A 19,077-nucleotide genomic window follows, 5' to 3' on the forward strand; every position below is an offset into this window, starting at 1 on the left:
ATGAGCAAGACCCTCGACGATCTCTTCGCCCACAACCGCGTCTGGGCCGCGCAGATGGAGCGCGAGCGCCCCGGCTTCTTCACCAGCCTGAAGTCGCAGCAGAAGCCCAAGTACATGTGGATCGGCTGTTCCGACAGCCGCGTGCCGGCCAACCAGATTACCGGCCTGGAGCCGGGCGAGGTCTTCGTGCACCGCAATGTGGCCAATGTGGTGGTGCACTCGGACCTGAACGCGCTGTCCACCGTGCAGTTCGCGGTGGAACGGCTCAAGGTCGAGCACGTGATGGTGGTCGGCCATTACGGCTGCTCAGGTGTGCAGGCCGCGCTGGAAGGCGCGCGCATCGGCCTGGCCGACAACTGGCTGCGCCACATCATGGACGTGCGGGATCGCCATCGCGAGCTGCTCGACAGCATTCCCGAGGCGGCGCGCCACGATGCGCTGGTCGAGCTCAATGCCATCGAACAGGTGGTCAACGTGGCGCAGAGCACGGTGCTGATGGATGCCTGGGGGCGTGGCCAGAACGTGACCCTGCATGCCTGGGTCTACGGCGTACACGACGGGCTGCTCAAGGACCTGCAGATGACCGTGGACGGTCAGGAAGCGCTGGAGCCGCTGTACCGCCAGGCCATCGCCGGCGTGGCCCAGATCAAGCGCGGGTGAGCGCCCGCGCCGGCTGAACGCGATGTTCCCCCAGCGCCTGGATTCGACGCTGGCTTACGACATCGCCCAGGCGATGCTGGACGGCTTCAACCGCCATTACCAGCTCTTCCGCACCGAGCCCGCACGCGCCCAGCAGCGTTTCGAGACCGCCGACTGGCAGGGCCAGCAGCGCGCCCAGCGCGAGCGCATCGAGTTCTACGATCTGCGTGTCAAGGAGTGCGTGAGCCGGCTGGAGCAGACCTTCCAGGCCGGCGCCCAGCCCATGGCCATCTGGCAGCAGGTCAAGCTGCACTACATCGGCCTGCTGGTCAATCACCACCAGCCCGAGCTGGCCGAGACCTTCTTCAACTCGGTCACCACCAAGATCCTGCACCGCACGCATTTCCACAACGACTTCATCTTCGTGCGCCCGGCGGTCAGCACCGAGTACATCGAGAACGACGAACCCGCCGCCCGGCCGACCTACCGTGCCTACTACCCCACGCGCGAGACCCTGCGCGAGACGGTGGAGCGCATCATCGGCAACTTCCAGCTGCAGTGCCCTTTTGAAGACCTGGCGCGTGACGTGGGCGATGTGCTGGTCGCCGTGAACGACCTGCTGGGACAGAACCGGTTGCGCACCAATTTCCAGGTGCAGGTGCTCTCCAGCCTGTTCTTCCGCAACAAGGGGGCCTACGTGGTGGGCAAGATCATCAATGGCTTCGTCGAAGTGCCCTTCGCCCTGCCCATCCTGCACGGCGAACAGGGCCGCCTGGTGATCGACGCGGCGCTGTTCGGTGAGGATGACCTGCTGATGCTTTTCAGCTTCGCGCGGGCCTATTTCATGGTGGACATGGAGGTGCCCTCGGCCTACGTGCAGTTTCTGCGCAGCCTCATGCCGCGCAAGCCCCGCGCCGAACTCTACAACGCCCTGGGCCTGGCCAAGCAGGGCAAGACGCTGTTCTACCGCGACTTTCTTCACCACCTCAAACACTCGAGCGACCGCTTCCGTATCGCACCGGGCATCAAGGGCATGGTCATGCTGGTGTTCGACCTGCCCTCCTTCCCCTACGTCTTCAAGATCATCAAGGACTGGTAACCGCCGCCGAAGGACACCACGCGTGAACAGGTGAAAGGCAAATACCTGCTGGTCAAGCAGCACGACCGCGTGGGCCGCATGGCCGACACGCTGGAGTACAGCCTGGTGGCGTTCCCGCTGGAGCGTTTCGACGAGGAACTGCTCGCCGAGATCCGGGAGTTCGCGCCCAGCCAGCTCGAGATCAGCGACCGCGACCAGGATGGACGCCGAGAAGTCGTCATCCAGCACCTCTACATCGAGCGGCGCATGATCCCGCTCAACATCTACCTGCAGCAAGCCTTTGACGCGGGCGCGACCGACCCGGCCAGCAGCTCCGAGGAAGCCCGCCGGGCGCGCCGCCAGCTGGAGCGCACCGTCATCGAGTACGGCAATGCCATCAAGGACCTGGTGGCCGCCAACATCTTCCCCGGCGACATGCTGTGGAAGAATTTCGGACTGACGCGCCAGGGCAAGGTGGTGTTCTACGACTACGACGAGATCGAGTACATCACCGACTGCAACTTCCGACAGGTGCCGGCGCCGCGCCATGAGGAAGAGGAGATGAGTGGCGAGGTCTGGTACAAGGTCGGCCCGCGTGATGTCTTCCCCGAGACCTTCGCGCCTTTCCTGCTGGGCAACCCGGTCGTGCGCGAGGTGTTCATGCAACACCATGCCGACCTGCTCGACCCGGCCTTCTGGCAGAGTCACAAGGAGCGCATCCAGCAGGGGCATGTCTACGACGTCTTTCCCTACGAGCGCAGCCGGCGCTTTTCGCAACAGCGCAGCGCCATCTGAAAAATTGACCTGGGTCATGTTCCGGGCCACGTCGGGTCGGCTACATTCCGTCTTGCCCGGGGTGCACACGCGATGTGCTGAGATGGTGATCCGAACCCGCGAACTTGATCCGGTTAATGCCGGCGTAAGAAGAGCCTGACCTGCCGTCCACCCAGCGTGGCGTGCCGCGTCTGTTTCCCCTTGCTGGCCTCGTGCCGTCTTCCGGTTCGCCTTCTGTGAACCTCCTTCGGAGCAAAACCATTTGTTTCAAGGAGATCCACAGTGAATGCACCCGACCAACTCAGCCAGTTCATCAGCCTCACGCGTGAGCCCTTGCCGGCCTCGCGCAAGATCCATGTGACCGGCACGCGACCCGATGTGCGCGTGCCCATGCGCGAGATCACGCAGAGCAACGGCGAGGCGGTGCTGGTTTACGACACCTCCGGCCCCTACACCGACCCGCAGGCCGAGGTCGACGTGATGCGCGGTCTGCCCGCGCTACGCCAGGGCTGGATCGAAGCCCGTCGCGATACCGAGTCCTACAGCGGCCGCGCGCGTGTGGCGCTGGACGATGGTCTCAAGGGGGCTGAAGCCGATGCCCTGGCCGCCTTGCGCGCCCAGGCCGCCGGCTTGCAGCGCACGCCGCGCCGCGCCAAGGCGGGCGCCAATGTGAGCCAGATGTACTACGCGCGCCGCGGCATCGTCACCCCCGAGATGGAGTACGTGGCCCTGCGCGAGAACCAGCAGCGCGAGTGGACGGCCCCCTACCTGGACAGCCCCGAGCGTGAACAGCGCCTGGCCGGCAACAGCTTTGGCGCCAGCATCCCCAAGGTGGTGACCCCCGAGTTCGTGCGCGACGAAGTGGCGCGCGGGCGCGCCATCATTCCGGCCAACATCAACCACCCCGAGCTGGAGCCCATGGCCATCGGGCGCAACTTCCTGGTCAAGATCAACGCCAACATCGGCAACTCGGCGGTGACGTCCAGCATCGAGGAAGAGGTGGAAAAACTCGTGTGGTCCACCCGCTGGGGCGCGGACACGGTGATGGACCTGTCCACCGGCAGGAACATCCACACCACACGCGACTGGATCCTGCGCAACTCGCCCGTGCCCATCGGTACCGTGCCGATCTACCAGGCGCTGGAGAAAGTGGGCGGCGTGGCTGAAGACCTGACGTGGGCCATCTTCCGCGACACGCTGATCGAGCAGGCCGAGCAGGGCGTGGACTACTTCACCATCCACGCCGGCGTGCGCCTGCCTTTCATCCACCTCACGGCCAACCGGGTCACGGGCATCGTCTCGCGCGGCGGCTCCATCCTGGCCAAGTGGTGCATTGCCCACCACCAGGAGAACTTCCTCTACACGCAGTTCGAGGAAATCTGCGCCATCATGAAGGCCTACGACGTGAGCTTCTCGCTGGGTGACGGCCTGCGCCCCGGCTCGGGCGCGGATGCCAACGACGAGGCCCAGTTCGCCGAGCTGCGCACCCTGGGCGAGCTCACGCAGATCGCCTGGAAACACGATGTGCAGACCATGATCGAAGGTCCGGGCCATGTGCCCATGCACATGGTGCAGGCCAATATGACCGAGCAGCTCAAGCACTGCGGCGAGGCCCCCTTCTATACGCTGGGCCCGCTGACGACCGACATCGCCCCGGGTTACGACCACATCACCAGCGGCATCGGCGCGGCCATGATCGGCTGGTTCGGCACGGCCATGCTCTGTTACGTGACGCCCAAGGAGCACCTGGGGCTGCCGGACCGCAATGATGTGAAGACCGGCATCATGACCTACAAGATCGCCGCGCACGCAGCCGACGTGGCCAAGGGCCACCCGGGGGCGCGGGCGCGCGACGATGCCTTGTCCAAGGCGAGGTTTGAATTCCGCTGGATGGACCAGTTCAACCTCTCGCTGGACCCGGACACCGCGCGCGACTTCCACGACGAGACCCTGCCCAAGGACGCGGCCAAGGTGGCGCACTTCTGCTCCATGTGCGGGCCCAAGTTCTGTTCCATGAAGATCACGCAGGAGGTGCGCGACTACGCGAAAACCCAGGGCGTGAGCGAGGTCCAGGCGCTGGATGCCGGCATGACGCAGAAATCCGCCGAGTTCCGGCGCACCGGCGGCGAGATCTATATCACCGTCGACCGGGGGAACACCCCTACGTAGTCCTCCTGACCGCCGCGTTGGGCCCTGGGTGCGGGCCTTTCGCGGCAAAATAGGGGCACAAGTTTTTGCCTCAGGAGCACACCATGTCCGATCCCATCGTCATCGTCGGCGCCGCCCGTACCCCCATGGGGGCTTTCCAGGGCGACTTTTCCTCCCTCTCGGCCCATGACCTGGGTGGTGCGGCCATCCGCGCCGCTGTCGAGCGCGCCGGCATCCAGGCCGGGCTCGTCAACGAAGTGCTGATGGGCAACTGCCTGATGGCCGGCCAGGGTCAGGCCCCGGCGCGCCAGGCCGGCTTCAAGGGCGGCCTGCCCAAGAGCGCGGGCGCGGTGACGCTGTCCAAGATGTGCGGCTCGGGCATGCGCGCGGCCATGTTCGCGCACGACATGCTGCATTCCGGCACGGCCGACGTGGTCGTGGCCGGCGGCATGGAGAGCATGACCAATGCGCCCTACCTCATGCTCAAGGGCCGCGGCGGCTACCGCATGGGTCATGACAAGATCTACGACCACATGATGCTCGACGGCCTCGAAGACGCCTACGAGGCCGGCCGCTCCATGGGCACCTTCGGCGAGGACTGTGCCGCCAAGTACAAGTTCACGCGCGAGCAGCAGGACCATTTCGCCAGCAGCAGCGTGCGCCGCGCGCAGGCTGCCATCCAGAACGGCGGTTTTGCGGCCGAGATCACGCCGGTGACCGTGAAGACCCGCGCTGGCGAGACCGTGGTCGCCATCGACGAAGGTCCGGGCAAAGCCAAGCTCGACAAGATTGCGGCGCTCAAGCCCGCCTTCAAGAAGGACGGCACCATCACGGCCGCCAGCAGTTCGTCCATCAACGACGGTGCCGCAGCGCTCGTGATGATGCGCGCCTCCACCGCCGCCAAACTGGGCTGCAAGCCGCTGGCGAAGATCGTGTCGCACGCCATGTACGCGCAGGAACCCGAGTGGTTCACCACCGCTCCGGTGGGTGCCACGCAAAAAGCCCTGGCGGCTGCCGGCTGGAGCGTGAAGGACGTGGACCTGTGGGAGGTCAACGAGGCCTTTGCCGTGGTGCCCATGGCGCTGATGGAAGAGCTCAAGGTTTCGCACGACATCGTCAACGTCAACGGCGGCGCCTGCGCGCTGGGCCACCCGATTGGTGCCAGTGGTGCACGCATCATGGTCACGCTCATGCACGCACTCAAGGCCCGTGGCCTCAAGCGCGGCCTGGCCACGCTGTGCATCGGCGGCGGCGAAGGCACCGCGGTGGCGCTGGAAATGCTCTGAAAAACCGGCGTTTATCCACGCCATAGATCACCTCAGGGGTCTGGCAAAGTTTCCATAAGTGGGCGATGATGCAGGCCTTGCGCCTCATCAGGACCCAGGCATGAAATTCAGCTCCAAACTTCTCCTGTGTGCCGTGGTTCCCGCGGCGCTTTTCATCGTCGGCCTGGCCGGCAGCATCGGCGGGCTGGTCTACACCAAGAACCAGTTCGGTCGGTACATCCAGACCGAGCAGCGCATCAGCGCCGGGCTCAACGAGATGTACGCCCAGGGCCTGCAGATGGGCCAGGCCTTGCGCAACATCGTGCTCGACCCGGCCAATCCCCAGGCGCCCAAGAACCTGGACGTGGCGCGTGCGGCCTATGACAAGGCCTATGGCGACGCTGTCAAGACCGCCAAGGGGACGGCCTTCGAGGAAGGCCTGGCCAAGTTGCCGCCGCTGCGTGCGGCACATGCCCAGGCTCAGGAAAAAGTGCTGGCCCTGATCAAGGAGCAGTCGACGCAAACGGTGCAGTTCCTCAACAGCACCGAGACGCCAGCCTGGCGCAATCTGCGCGGCGAGCTGCTCAAGCAGGTCGAGGTGGCCGGCAAGGTGTCGGAAGAAGCGCAGGCCAACGTTGATCGTCAGGCCAACCGGGTCATCCTTTTTTCCATCTCCCTGGCCGTGCTGGCTGTGGCGGTGGCCACCGGCTTCACGCTCTACCTGCGCAACACGGTCTGCAACGAACTGGGCGGAGACCCGGGTGATGCGCGCCAGGCCCTGTCGGAGATCGCCGAGGGCAACCTGGCCTATCCCGTGCCGCCGACACGGTTCCGGGGCAGCTTGATGGAAGGACTGGTGACGATGCAGGAGTCGCTGCGCCGTCTGGTGGGCGAGGTGCGCCACTCGACCGACAGCATCACCACGGCCAGCAGCGAGATCGCTGCCGGCAGCCAGGACCTGAGCGCGCGCACCGAGAGCCAGGCCAGCGCGCTGGAAGAAACCGCGGCCTCGATGGAAGAACTCTCTTCGACCGTCAAGCAGAACGCCGACAACGCCCGCCAGGCCAACCAGCTGGCCCAGAGTGCGTCCACGGTCGCGGTGCAGGGCGGCGAAGTGGTGGCCCAGGTGGTGGACACCATGAAGGGCATCAATGATTCGAGCAAGAAAATCGCCGACATCATCAGCGTGATCGACGGCATCGCCTTCCAGACCAACATCCTGGCGCTGAACGCGGCCGTGGAAGCTGCCCGCGCGGGCGAACAGGGCCGTGGTTTTGCCGTGGTGGCTTCCGAAGTGCGTAGCCTGGCCGGCCGCAGTGCCGAGGCCGCGAAAGAGATCAAGACGCTCATCACCGACAGCGTGGAACGCGTGGGGCAGGGCACGACCCTGGTCGACCAGGCCGGTGCCACCATGAACGAGGTGGTGGCCAGCATCCGCCGCGTGACCGACATCATGGGCGAGATCAGCGCGGCCAGCACCGAACAGAGCCAGGGCGTGGCCCAGGTTGGCGAGGCCGTGCAGCAGATGGACCAGGCCACCCAGCAGAACGCCGCGCTGGTGGAGGAGTCCACTGCCGCGGCCATGAGTCTGCGTGAGCAGGCCCAGCACCTGAACCAGCTGGTGGGTACGTTCCGCCTCTGAAGTGACGACGGTTCTCGTCATCGGCGCCTCGCGCGGCATCGGCCTGGAGTTCGTGCGCCAGTACCTGACGGAGGGTGCACGTGTTCTGGCGACGGCGCGCGATGCAGCGGGCCTCGCACGGCTGCAGGAGCTGGGGGCCACGGCGCTCAAGGTTGACGTGGCCGATCCGGCCAGCGTCAGCGGCCTGGCCTGGCTGCTCGACGGCGAGTCGATCGATATCGCGCTTTACGTGGCCGGGGTCTGGTCCGGTGCGGGGGCCGGTACGCCGCCTACCCAGCCTGAGTTCGACCGTGTCCTGCACACCAACGTACTGGGGGCCATGCAGGCCATCCCCCAGGTGGCGCCGTTGGTCGCAACGTCGCGGCAGGGCGGCCGATTCGCTTTCATCACCAGCGGCATGGGGCAGATCGGCACCGTCGAGTCGAGCTACGGCTGGACCTACCGCGTCAGCAAGGCCGCGCTCAATATGGCGGTGGTCGCCGCCCAGCCTGACTACCCGGGCGTCATCATGGTGGCCCTGTGTCCGGGCTGGGTCCAGACCGATATGGGAGGCGCCGGTGCGCCGCTGACCGTGCAGCAAAGCGTGACCGCCATGCGCCGCACCCTGGCCGGTCTTCGCCCCGAGCACCAGGGGGCTTTCCTGCACCACGACGGCCGCCGCTACGACAGCTTCTGAGCGGCATAATTGACGTTTACGTCAACGTCAATTGAAAGCGGGCCCCATGCTGCTGACTCAGGACCAGGAAATGATCCGCGACGCGGTGCGCGACTTTGTGCGTGCCGAACTCTGGCCGCACGCCGCGCGCTGGGACCGGGAGCGCCACTTCCCGCGCGAGGTGCACCGCGGCCTGGCCGCGCTGGGCGCTTACGGCATCTGCGTGCCCGAGGAGCAGGGCGGTGCCGGTCTGGATTACCTGAGCCTGTCCCTCGTCCTGGAAGAGATCGCCGCGGGTGATGGCGGCACCAGCACGGCCATCAGTGTCACCAACTGCCCGGTCAACGCCATCCTGATGAAACACGGCAACGCGCAGCAACAAGCCAGATGGCTGGCGCCGCTGGCGCGTGGTGAGATGCTGGGCGCCTTCTGCCTGACCGAGCCGCACGTGGGCTCGGACGCCTCGGGCCTGCGCACCACGGCCCAGCGCGAGGGCGACGCTTACGTGCTCAACGGCGTCAAGCAGTTCATCACCAGCGGAAAAAACGGGCAGGTGGCCATCGTCATCGCCGTGACCGACAAGGGCGCCGGCAAGAAGGGCATGAGCGCTTTCCTGGTGCCCACCGATGCGCCGGGTTATGTGGTGGCCCGGCTGGAGGAAAAGCTGGGCCAGCACAGCAGCGATACCGCACAGATCAATTTCGAGGATTGCCGCATCCCGGCCGAGAACCTGATCGGTGCCGAGGGCGAGGGCTACAGGATTGCCTTGGGCGGGCTGGAGGGCGGGCGCATCGGCATCGCCTCGCAAAGCATAGGCATGGCGCGCAGCGCGCTGGACGTGGCCATCCAGTACGCCAAGGAGCGCGTGAGCTTCGGCCAGCCCATCTTCAACCACCAGGCCGTGGGGTTTCGCCTGGCCGAGTGCGCGACGAAGATCGAGGCCGCGCGCCAGCTGACCTGGCACGCCGCTGCGCTGCGCGACGCCGGACGCCCCTGCCTGAAGGAGGCCGCCATGGCCAAGCTTTTTGCGAGCGAGATGGCCGAGCAGGTCTGCAGTGCTGCCATCCAGACCCTGGGCGGCTACGGCTATGTGGCCGACTTCCCCGTGGAGCGCATCTACCGCGACGTGCGCGTCTGCCAGATCTACGAAGGCACCAGCGACGTGCAGAAAATACTGATCCAGCGCGCGCTTTGAGCGTCATACTCCCCCTTGAAAGAGGAGACGCATGAAAATCATCGACGCCCACCACCACATCTGGCGCCAGCAGGACCTGCCCTGGCTGCAGGGCCCCATGGTGCCGCGCATCTTCGGGCCTTACGAGGCGATCCGGCGCGATTACATGGTGGAAGAGTTCCTTGCCGACCAGGCCGGCTCGGGCATCACGCAGTCCGTCTACGTGCAGACCAACTGGCCGGCCGCGCAATTCGAGCAGGAAGCCGCCTGGGTGCAGGCCGAGGCACAACGCACCGGCTGGCCGCACGCCATGGTGGCCTATGCCGACATGATGGCGCCCGATGTGCGGCCGCAGCTCGACCTCCTGAAAAAATACCCGCTGGTGTGCGGCGTGCGCATGCAGCTGCACTGGCACGAGAACCCGCTCTACCGCTTCGCCCCGGGCCCCGAGCAGGTGCGCAGCGCCTTGCTGAGCCGCAATATTGCTCACCTGGCAGACTACGGCTACAGCTTCGACCTGCAGGTCTTCTCCGGCCAGATGGCCGATGCGGCGCAGCTGGCCGCTGCGAACCCGAAGGTCAATTTCATCCTGGTCCATGCCGGCATGCTGGCCGACACCTCGCACGTGGGGGTGCGGGCCTGGCGCGAAGGCATGGGCAAGCTGGCCGCACAGCGCAATGTGTTTGTGAAGCTCTCGGGCCTGGGCACCTTCCTGCAGCGCAACGATCCGGCGCACATTGCCATGGTGGTGGGGCAGACCGTGCGCTTCTTCGGCGCCCAGCGCTGCATGTACGGCTCCAACTTTCCCATCGAGAAGCTCTGGACCGACCATGCCAGCCTGATGGCGGCGCACCGCGCGGCCGTGCAAGACCTCTCGCCGGCCGAGCAGGCCGATATCTTTGGCGGCACCGCTGCGCGCGTGTACCGTCTGGCGGATTGACTGAAGGAGTAGCGCCATGCCCATCACCAAAGGATTCCGTGCCCTCGTCGACGAAGCGATGGCCGAGGTCAAGACCCACACCGTGCCCGAGGTGCTGGCCATGCTGGACGACCCCAAGGTGCACATCGTCGACATCCGCGATGTGCGTGAACTGAAAGAGGGCACTGTCACCGGCAGCACGCATGCGCCGCGCTGCATGCTGGAGTTCTGGGTCGACCCCGAGTCGCCGTACCACAAGCCCCTATGGGCCGACGAAAGCAAGCACTTCATCCTTTTCTGCGGCGCGGGCTGGCGCAGCGCGCTGGCGACCAAGACCCTGCAGGACATGGGCATGACCAACGTCTCGCACATCGAGGGCGGTTTCGCCGAGTGGGTCAAGCACGGCGGTCCGGTGGAGACGCTGGAACAGCGCAAGGCCAAAAAGGGCGGATGAGCACGGATTGCCCCTGCGGCCGGCGCGATGCAACCGGTCGTGTGCTGAGCCATGCGCGCTGCTGCGGCCCCTATCTCGCAGAGGTTGCCGGCAGACCGGCCCCCGATGCCGAGGCGCTGATGCGCTCGCGATACAGCGCGTTCGTGCTGGAACGGGCCGATTACCTGCTCGTCACCTGGCATGCCAGCACCCGGCCGACGGAACTGGGTTTCGATGCCGGCGTGAAGTGGCTGGGGCTGGAGGTGAAACAGCACCAGCCCATCGATGCCACGCATGCCGAAGTCGAATTCGTCGCACGCCAGCGCGACCGCAGCGGCCGCGCCCTACGCCTGCATGAGCGCAGCCGTTTTGTGCGCGAAGACGGGCGCTGGTACTACGTCGATGGAGATCTGACGTGAGATTCGAGGCCGTGCTCTTCGATTGCGATGGCGTGCTGGTCGATTCCGAGCCCATCGTCAACGGTGTGCTGCGCACCATGCTGGCCGAGCGCGGCTGGGTGCTGAGCGAGACCGAGTGCATGCGCATCTTCATCGGTAAGATGGTGCGCGACGAGAAGGAGCGCATCGAGTTTCACACCGGCCAGCCGCTGACCGAGGCCTGGCTGGCCAGCTTCCGCGAACGCCGCAACGCTGCGCTGGAGAACGAGCTGCGCATCGTGGCCAACGCGCAGGCCGCCGTGCATGCGGTGCACGAACGGCTGGATGCGCGCATTGCCTGCGCCTCGGGGGCTGATCGCCACAAGGTCGAACTGCAGCTGCGCAAGGTGGGCCTGCACGACTATTTCGAGGGTCGCATCTTCAGCGGCCACGAGATGCCGCGCTCCAAGCCGCACCCCGATGTCTACCTGGCTGCTGCAGCCGCCCTCGCGGCGCCGCCGCAGCGCTGCGCCGTGGTGGAAGACACGCTGATCGGCGCCGCCGCCGGCCTGGCCGCCGGGGCCACGGTGTTTGCCTATGTGCCGCAGGGGGATGCCGAGCCGTTTCTGCGCGCCGGTGTGGCTGCGGTGTTCGGCGACATGGCGCAGCTGCCCGCGCTCTTGTCCTAAGCCAGCGGCGCAAAACCCGAGGCCGGGCGCGCCGGCGCCGGGATCACGCCGCCGGCCTGCAACAGGCGCGTCATCTCGGCTTGCGGCAGCGGGCGCGAGAGCAGATAACCCTGGAATTCGTGGCAGCCCTGGTAACGCAGGAAGTCGAACTGCGCCTGGTTTTCCACGCCCTCGGCCACCACGGTCTTGCGCAGGCTCTGGCCCAGCGAGATCACGGCGCGCGCGATCATGGCCACATCCTCGTCGTGTTCGATGCCGGTGACCAGCGAGCGGTCGATCTTGATGATGTCCAGCGGGAAACGGCGCAGATAACTCAGCGCTGAATAGCCGGTGCCGAAGTCGTCCATGGCCAGCTGCACGCCCAGGGCCTTGAAGTCGCCCAGGGTGGCGACCACGCTGTCGCTGTCGCCCATGAAGACGGTTTCCGTGATTTCCAGTTCGACCAGGGATGAGGCCAGCTGGGCTTCCTCCAGCAGGCCGGCCACGTGGGCCACGATGTCGCCGCTGAGGAACAGGCGCGGCGAGAGGTTGACCGCCACCCGCAGGGGCGTGGGCAGGCGCCGGTTCCAGTCGCGCGCCGCGGCGAAGGCGCGGCGCAGGATGATGGTGGTCAGCGGCACGATGAGCCCGGTTTCCTCGGCGATGGGGATGAAGCGGTCCGGGCTGATGGGGCCGTACTCGGGGTGGGTCCAGCGCGCCAGCGCCTCCACGCCGACGATGCGGCGGCGGTGGTCCACCTTGGGCTGGTAGTGCACCTCGAACTCATCGCGCTCGATGGCCTGGCGCAGCGCGGCTTCCAGGTTGAGCCGCTCGTCGGCCACACGGTTGAGTTCGCTGGTGAAGAACTGGAAGTTGTTGCGCCCGCGGTTCTTGGCGGCGTACATCGCCGTGTCGGCGTGCTTGAGCAGGCTGGCCGGGTCTTCGCCGTCACCCGGGTACATGGCCACGCCCAGGCTAGCGCCCACGTGGAACTCGCGCCCCGACAGCATGACGGGGCGGCCGATCTCGGCCAGCACGCGGCGCAGCTGCGAGATCACGGTGCTGGTGCGGAAGTGGTCGCCCAGCAGCAGCACGAATTCGTCGCCGCCCAGGCGCGCCACGGTGTCGGAGGTGCGCACGCAGTGGCGCAGGCGGCTGGCGATTTCCTTGAGCAGCTCGTCGCCGGCACCATGGCCCAGGCTGTCGTTGATGAACTTGAAGTTGTCCAGGTCGATGAAGACCACGGTGAGGTAATAACCCAGGCGCGCCGCGCGTGCGATGCCCTGCTCGACCCGGTCGCCCAGCAGGATGCGGTTGGGCAGGCCGGTGAGCATGTCGTGGTTGGCCTGGCGCTCCAGTTCTTCCTGGTGGCGCTTGCGCTCCGAGATGTCCTGCACCGTGCCCTCGTAATAGAGGGTCTGGCCGTCCGTGTCGCGCACGGCGTGGGCGTTCTCCGAGATCCAGATGCGCGTGCCGTCCTGGCGGTAGACCTCGGACTCGAAGTTGAGCACCTCGCCCTGCTGGGCCATGAGCTGGTGGAAGCGCTCGCGCTGGCCGCTGCGGGCGTAGAGCTGGCGGCCGATGTCGTCCAGGCCGGCCATCAGCGCCGCGGGGCTGCTGTAGCCGTAGAGGCGGGCCAGGGCCGGGTTGGCGGCCAGGTAACGGCCATCGAGCGAGGACTGGAAGATGCCCTCGGAGGCGTGCTCGAAGATGTTGCGGTAGCGCAGTTCGGCTTCCTTCTGGGCCTGCGCCATCTCGCGCTGCGCGGTCACGTCCTCGATGAAACCTTCGATCACCAGCTCACCCTGCTCGTCGGGAACGGCGATGCCGCGTTCGTGCACCCACTTGATCTGCCCGGCCTGGGTGGTGATGCGGTAGTCCACCGTGAAGCGTTGCCCGCTGCGCACGGCGGCATCGATCTGCCCGCGCACGCGGCAGCGGTCCAGCGGGTGGGTGATGTCCTCCCAGCTGATGGCCGCGTTCTGCACCAGTTCCGCCGGGGCGTAACCGGTCAGGGCCAGGCAGCCCTGGCTGACGAAGACCATGCGCCAGCTCGCGTCGTGCAGGCAGCGGTAGGCCATGCCGTCCAGGTTGTTGACCAGGGTGTCGAGCACGCGCGCCCGGTCGAGCTCGCCGATGCTCAGCAGGCTGTTGCGACGGATGCGGGCGGGGTGGACGGTCACGACGGTGTTTTCCTGTGCAGACCCTGAAGGGTGAGCAAGCGTCATGCCAGGGGTGGCGCACTGCTGTGGTGCGCCGAATCTTTTTCAGCTGTCGTGAGGCCGCAGGGCCGGCGAGGGCGTGGGGTCCACGCCCTGGGCCCGTGCCGCGGCCTGTTCCGCCGCCAGCGCACGCTGGAAGGCCGGGCGGGCCTGCAGCCGTTGCCAGTAGGCCGTGGTGGCAGGGCCCCACTGCGGCGCCAGGCCCAGATGCTCTGCCAGCAGCAGGGCATAGCCTACGCTGGCGTCAGCGGCCGTGAAGTGTCCCTTGCACAGGTAATCCTGGCGGGCGACAGCGGCCTCGACCACGCGCAGGCGGGCCAGGAACCATCTGGCATAGTCCTCGGCGACCTGCGGCTGGCGCCGCTCGGGCGGCTCGAAATGGCGGTAGCGCAGCACCAGGGTCTGGGGAAAGGTCAGCGTGGCTTCGCCCAGGTGCAGCCAGTTGAGGTAGGCGCCGAAATCCGGCTCGCCGGGCGCTACGTCCAAACCCGCTTCGGGCTTCAGGGTCGCCAGGTACTGGCAGATGGCGGCCGACTCGGTCATGCGAACCTCCCCGTGCACCAGCAGGGGCACCGTGCCCAGCGGGTTGTGCTGCAGGTAGTCGCGCGCGTGGGCGCGCGGCGGGAAGGGCAGCATCTGCAGGGTGTAGGGCAGCTGCAGTTCCTCGAGCATCCAGAGTGGCCGGAAGGAGCGGGCGCTGACGCAGTGGTGGAGGTGGAGCATGGTTTCATCTTGCCGCAAAATGGGCCTCCTTCCGGCACGGCCAAGGGCTGGAAATCTGCCACAATTGACGTTTACGTAAACGTCAATCAAATCCCGCGATATGAAAATGGCGGGCTGTTGTTGAGAAAGAACGTTCATGCCGATTCTGGAAACCCAACTCAACGCCCGCTCGGCCGATTTCCAGGCCAACGCGACCGCCATGCGTGCCGTGGTGGCCGATCACCAGGCCCAGGTCGACAAGGTGGCCCAGGGCGGTGGCGAAGCTGCCCGCGCCAAGCACACCGCCCGCGGCAAGCTGCTGCCGCGCGAGCGCGTGCAGCGCCTGCTCGACCCCGGCACGCCCTTCCTCGAACTGTCGCCGCTGGCGGCTTTCAATATGTACAACGGTGACGCGCCCTGCGCCGGCCTGATCGCCGGCATCGGCCGCGTCAGCGGCGTGGACTGCATGATCGTCTGCAACGACGCCACCGTGAAGGGTGGTACCTACTATCCCGTCACGGTCAAGAAGCACTTGCGCGCGCAGGAGATCGCTCAGCAGAACCGCCTGCCCTGCATCTACCTGGTGGACTCGGGCGGCGCCAACCTGCCGAATCAGGATGAGGTCTTCCCCGACCGGGATCACTTCGGTCGCATCTTCTACAACCAGGCCCAGATGAGCGCGCTGGGCATCGCGCAGATCGCGGTGGTCATGGGCTCGTGCACGGCCGGCGGCGCCTATGTGCCCGCCATGAGCGACGAGGCCATCATCGTCAAGAACCAGGGCACCATCTTCCTGGGTGGCCCGCCGCTGGTGAAAGCCGCCACCGGCGAGGTGGTGACGGCCGAAGACCTGGGCGGTGGCGACGTGCACACGCGCCTGTCGGGCGTGGCCGACCACCTGGCGCAGAACGACCTGCACGCGCTGGCGCTGGCACGGGCCTCGGTGAAGAACCTCAACATCAGCAAGGCCCCGCCGCTGGCTGTGGGCGACCCCCTGCCGCCACGTTACCCGGCCGAGGAACTCTACGGTGTGATCCCGGCCGATACGCGCAAGCCCTTCGATGTGCGCGAGATCATTGCGCGCATCGTCGACGGCTCCGAGTTCGACGAGTTCAAGGCGCGCTACGGCACCACGCTGGTGACGGGTTTTGCGCGCATCGAGGGCATGCCGGTGGGCATCATCGCCAACAACGGCATCCTGTTCAGCGAATCTGCGCTCAAGGGCGCGCACTTCATCGAACTGTGCTGCCAGCGCAAGATTCCCCTGGTCTTCCTGCAGAACATCACGGGTTTCATGGTGGGCCGCAAGTACGAGAACGAGGGCATCGCGCGCAACGGCGCCAAGATGGTCACGGCCGTGTCCACCGCCAATGTGCCCAAGTTCACCGTCATCATCGGCGGGTCTTTTGGCGCCGGCAACTACGGCATGTGCGGCCGCGCCTTCGGTCCGCGTTTCCTCTGGATGTGGCCCAACGCACGCATCAGCGTGATGGGCGGTGAGCAGGCCGCCAGTGTGCTGGCCACCGTCAAGCGCGACGGCATCGAGGGCAAGGGCGGTCAGTGGAGCGCACAGGAGGAAGAGTCCTTCAAGGCCCCGATCCGCCGGCAGTACGAGGAGCAGGGCCACCCCTACTACGCCACGGCCCGCCTGTGGGATGACGGCGTGATCGACCCGGCCGACACGCGGCGGGTGCTGGCGCTGGGCCTGTCGGCCTCGCTCAATGCGCCGATCCCGGACATGAAGTTCGGTGTGTTCCGCATGTGATGCGGCCTGGCCTGCCAGAATGCGGGCCCCTTGAAGAAATCCGGAACTGAATTGAAAGCCTCAACTTCCTCCGCCCTGCTATCCGACGATTGGGTCGCGCGCAGCCTGCGCAGCGTCTGGCACCCCTGTACCCAGATGCAGCACCACGAGACCGTGCCGCTGATCCCGGTCAGCCATGGCCGCGGTGCCTGGCTGGTCGATGTGCAGGGCAAGGCCTACCTGGACGCCATCAGCTCCTGGTGGGTCAACCTCTTCGGTCATGCCAACCCGCGCATCAACACCGCACTCAAAGACCAGCTCGACAAGCTGGAGCACGCCATGCTGGCGGGTTTCACGCACCAGCCGGTGGTGGAGCTCTCGGAGCGCCTGGGCGCGTTGACCGGCGGTGTGCTGGGGCATTGCTTCTATGCATCCGACGGCGCCTCGGCCGTGGAGATCGCGCTCAAGATGAGTTTCCATTTCTGGCGCAACAGCGGCCAGAGCCAGAAGCAGGAGTTCGTCTGCCTTTCCGGCAGTTACCACGGCGAGACCATCGGCGCGCTGGCGGTGACCGACGTGGCCCTGTTCCGTGACGCGTATGGCCCGCTGCTGCAGCGCGCCCATGTGGTGGCCTCGCCGGACGCGCGGCTGGCCCAGCCCGGCGAGAGTGCCGCGGACGTGGCGCGTCGCGCCGCCGCCGCACTGGAAACGCTGCTCCAGGAGCGCAGCGGCAAGGTGGCCGCGGTGATCGTCGAGCCCCTGGTGCAGTGCGCCACCGGCATGGCCATGCATGACTCCGAGTACCTGCGCCTTGTGCGTGCCATCTGCGACCAACACCAGGTGCACCTGATCGCCGACGAGATTGCCGTGGGCTGTGGCCGCACCGGCACCTTCTTCGCCTGCGAACAGGCCGGTGAAAATGGAACACCGGTGTGGCCCGACTTCGTCTGCCTGTCCAAGGGCATCAGCGGGGGTTACCTGCCGCTCTCGCTGGTGATGACCCGCGAGAGCATCTACCAGGCTTTCTACGACGCCGACGTTACGCGGGGTTTTCTGCACTCGCATTCCTACACCGGCAACCCGCTGGCCTGCCGCGCGGCGCTGGCCACGCTGGACATCTTTGCGCAGGACGATGTGCTGAACGCCAACCGTTTGAAGGCGCATGAACTGACGTTGGCGCTGGCACCTCTGGCCACCGATGAGCGGGTGCGGCATTTCCGCCGGCGCGGCATGATCTGGGCTTTCGACGCTGTGGTGACCGAGGGTGACAAGGCGTCCACCTTCTCGCGCCGCTTCTTTACCGCAGCCCTGCAGCGCGGCCTGCTGCTGCGCCCCATCGGCCGCACGGTCTATCTGATGCCACCCTATGTGTTGAACGACGAAGAGATCGCCCTGCTGGCCGAGCGTACACGTGCCACCTTCGAAGAGGTGATGGCGTGAGCTTCGCACTGATGGACCACTTGCAGGCACAGATCGAGCAGCTCGATGCACAGGGTCTGCGTCGCCGCCGCCGCACGGCCGAAACCGCCTGCGCGCCGCAGGTCACAGTTGATGGTCGACCGATGCTGAGCTTCAACAGCAACGACTACCTGGGCCTGGCGGCCGATGCGCGCATCGCCGCGGCGCTGCAGGAGGGCGTGAGCCGCTACGGCGCCGGCAGCGGCGCCTCGCACCTGGTCAGCGGGCATTCCAGGGCCCACGAGGAGCTCGAGGAGCGCCTGGCCGCCTTCGAGGCGCCGCATCTGGAGCAAGCGCGCGCGCTGTACCTGAGCACCGGTTACATGGCCAACCTGGCGGTGCTGACGGCCCTGGCCGCGGCCGCAGCGGGTGAGGCCGAGATATTTTCCGATGCGCTGAACCACGCCTCCATCATCGACGGCACGCGCCTGGCGCGGGCCAAGGTCACGGTCTATCCGCACAGCGACGTGGCCACGCTGGAAACGGCGCTGGTCGCCAGCACGGCGACAACGAAGATCGTGGTCACCGACAGCGTCTTCAGCATGGATGGCGACATCGCCCCCTTGCCGGCCCTGCTGGCCTTGTGCGAACGCCTTGGCGCCTGGCTGGTGGTGGACGACGCGCACGGCTTCGGTGTGCTCGGTGAGCACGGTCGTGGCGCGCTGGAACATTTCAAACTGCGCTCACCCCAGCTGGTCTACATGGGCACGCTGGGCAAGGCTGCCGGTGTCAGCGGTGCCTTCGTGGCCGCGCACGAAACCGTGATCGACTGGCTGGTGCAGCGCGCGCGGCCCTATGTCTATACAACCGCCGCCGCGCCGGCGCTGGCCCACGCCCTGCTGACCAGCATCAACCTCATCGACAGCCGGGAAGGGCAGCAGCGGCGCGCCCAGCTGGACTTGCTGTGCCACCAGCTCAGTGCCATGCCCGTGCGCCGGGGCTGGTCGCATCTGGCCTCGGCCACGCCGATCCAGCCGCTGATCATCGGCGGCAACGCCGAGGTGATGGCAGCAGCGCAGGCACTGGAAGCCCGGGGTCTCTGGGTGTCAGCCATCCGCGCCCCGACCGTGCCGGTGGGCACCGCGCGCCTGCGTATCACGCTGTCGGCCGCCCACACCCATGAAGATGTGGCGCGGCTGCTGGCGGCGCTGGATCAACTGGCGCAGGAGGCCTGAGACC

The 19,077-nt window shown here is 66.6% G+C and carries 15 protein-coding genes, 1 pseudogene and 1 riboswitch; of the genes and pseudogenes, 14 read left to right on the forward strand and 2 right to left on the reverse strand.

Annotation, left to right across the window (positions count from 1 at the left end; all coding sequences use genetic code 11):
- The 11 genes and pseudogenes from can to AC1RRP_RS08750 all read left to right on the forward strand — a co-directional run bounded on the left by can (nucleotide 1) and on the right by AC1RRP_RS08750 (nucleotide 11,793).
- A complete protein-coding gene (gene can, locus AC1RRP_RS08700) occupies nucleotides 1–660 on the forward strand; it encodes a carbonate dehydratase (protein WP_493035185.1) in 660 nt (219 codons plus the stop codon).
- A gap of 22 nt (nucleotides 661–682) precedes the next feature.
- A pseudogene (gene aceK, locus AC1RRP_RS08705) lies at nucleotides 683–2,512 on the forward strand (bifunctional isocitrate dehydrogenase kinase/phosphatase).
- A gap of 47 nt (nucleotides 2,513–2,559) precedes the next feature.
- Nucleotides 2,560–2,661: riboswitch (TPP riboswitch) on the forward strand.
- Nucleotides 2,662–2,773: 112 nt separating this feature from the next.
- A complete protein-coding gene (gene thiC, locus AC1RRP_RS08710) occupies nucleotides 2,774–4,660 on the forward strand; it encodes a phosphomethylpyrimidine synthase ThiC (RefSeq protein ID WP_493035188.1) in 1,887 nt (628 codons plus the stop codon).
- A gap of 83 nt (nucleotides 4,661–4,743) precedes the next feature.
- Nucleotides 4,744–5,925 carry an acetyl-CoA C-acyltransferase gene (locus tag AC1RRP_RS08715; protein WP_493035190.1) on the forward strand — a complete coding sequence of 394 codons (1,182 nt, stop codon included), beginning with the start codon at nucleotides 4,744–4,746 and terminating at the stop codon, nucleotides 5,923–5,925.
- 100 nt (nucleotides 5,926–6,025) lie between these two features.
- Entirely contained in the window at nucleotides 6,026–7,546 is a 1,521-nt protein-coding gene (locus AC1RRP_RS08720; protein WP_493035192.1) for a methyl-accepting chemotaxis protein, read from the forward strand.
- 1 nt (nucleotide 7,547) lies between these two features.
- Entirely contained in the window at nucleotides 7,548–8,222 is a 675-nt protein-coding gene (locus AC1RRP_RS08725; RefSeq protein WP_493035194.1) for an SDR family oxidoreductase, read from the forward strand.
- 46 nt (nucleotides 8,223–8,268) lie between these two features.
- The gene (locus AC1RRP_RS08730; protein WP_493035196.1) at nucleotides 8,269–9,396 is read left to right on the forward strand and encodes an acyl-CoA dehydrogenase family protein; all 1,128 of its coding nucleotides are present in this window, start codon (nucleotides 8,269–8,271) and stop codon (nucleotides 9,394–9,396) included.
- Between the two features lie 31 nt (nucleotides 9,397–9,427).
- Nucleotides 9,428–10,315: an amidohydrolase family protein gene (locus AC1RRP_RS08735; protein ID WP_493035197.1), complete on the forward strand. Its 888-nt coding sequence runs from the start codon at nucleotides 9,428–9,430 to the stop codon at nucleotides 10,313–10,315.
- A 16-nt stretch (nucleotides 10,316–10,331) separates the two neighbouring features.
- Nucleotides 10,332–10,748: a rhodanese-like domain-containing protein gene (locus AC1RRP_RS08740; protein WP_493035200.1), complete on the forward strand. Its 417-nt coding sequence runs from the start codon at nucleotides 10,332–10,334 to the stop codon at nucleotides 10,746–10,748.
- The gene (locus AC1RRP_RS08745; RefSeq protein WP_493035202.1) at nucleotides 10,745–11,146 is read left to right on the forward strand and encodes a YchJ family protein; all 402 of its coding nucleotides are present in this window, start codon (nucleotides 10,745–10,747) and stop codon (nucleotides 11,144–11,146) included. Before AC1RRP_RS08740 ends, AC1RRP_RS08745 begins: the two co-directional genes overlap by 4 nt.
- Complete coding sequence (locus tag AC1RRP_RS08750) at nucleotides 11,143–11,793, forward strand: HAD family hydrolase (protein WP_493035204.1); 651 nt, start codon at nucleotides 11,143–11,145, stop codon at nucleotides 11,791–11,793. Before AC1RRP_RS08745 ends, AC1RRP_RS08750 begins: the two co-directional genes overlap by 4 nt.
- On the opposite strand, the gene AC1RRP_RS08755 is transcribed toward AC1RRP_RS08750, so the two are convergent.
- Nucleotides 11,790–13,955, reverse strand: coding sequence for a putative bifunctional diguanylate cyclase/phosphodiesterase (locus AC1RRP_RS08755; protein WP_493035206.1), 2,166 nt, complete (start codon nucleotides 13,953–13,955; stop codon nucleotides 11,790–11,792). The genes AC1RRP_RS08750 and AC1RRP_RS08755 overlap by 4 nt on opposite strands.
- An 84-nt stretch (nucleotides 13,956–14,039) precedes the next feature.
- Nucleotides 14,040–14,717, reverse strand: coding sequence for a glutathione S-transferase family protein (locus AC1RRP_RS08760; RefSeq protein ID WP_493035208.1), 678 nt, complete (start codon nucleotides 14,715–14,717; stop codon nucleotides 14,040–14,042).
- A gap of 136 nt (nucleotides 14,718–14,853) precedes the next feature.
- Between AC1RRP_RS08760 and AC1RRP_RS08765 the strand changes: the two genes are divergently transcribed.
- Genes AC1RRP_RS08765 through bioF form a run of 3 tightly spaced genes read left to right on the forward strand, consistent with a single transcriptional unit; the run spans nucleotide 14,854 to nucleotide 19,073 of the window.
- On the forward strand, nucleotides 14,854–16,461 hold the full coding sequence (locus tag AC1RRP_RS08765; protein WP_493035210.1) for a carboxyl transferase domain-containing protein: 1,608 nt from the start codon (nucleotides 14,854–14,856) through the stop codon (nucleotides 16,459–16,461).
- 51 nt (nucleotides 16,462–16,512) lie between these two features.
- The gene (gene bioA / locus AC1RRP_RS08770; RefSeq protein ID WP_493035212.1) at nucleotides 16,513–17,880 is read left to right on the forward strand and encodes an adenosylmethionine--8-amino-7-oxononanoate transaminase; all 1,368 of its coding nucleotides are present in this window, start codon (nucleotides 16,513–16,515) and stop codon (nucleotides 17,878–17,880) included.
- 11 nt (nucleotides 17,881–17,891) lie between these two features.
- Nucleotides 17,892–19,073: an 8-amino-7-oxononanoate synthase gene (bioF, locus tag AC1RRP_RS08775; RefSeq protein WP_493035524.1), complete on the forward strand. Its 1,182-nt coding sequence runs from the start codon at nucleotides 17,892–17,894 to the stop codon at nucleotides 19,071–19,073.
- Nucleotides 19,074–19,077 lie beyond the last annotated feature (4 nt).

The organism is Hylemonella sp. GW821-FHT12C09, from assembly GCF_058807395.1.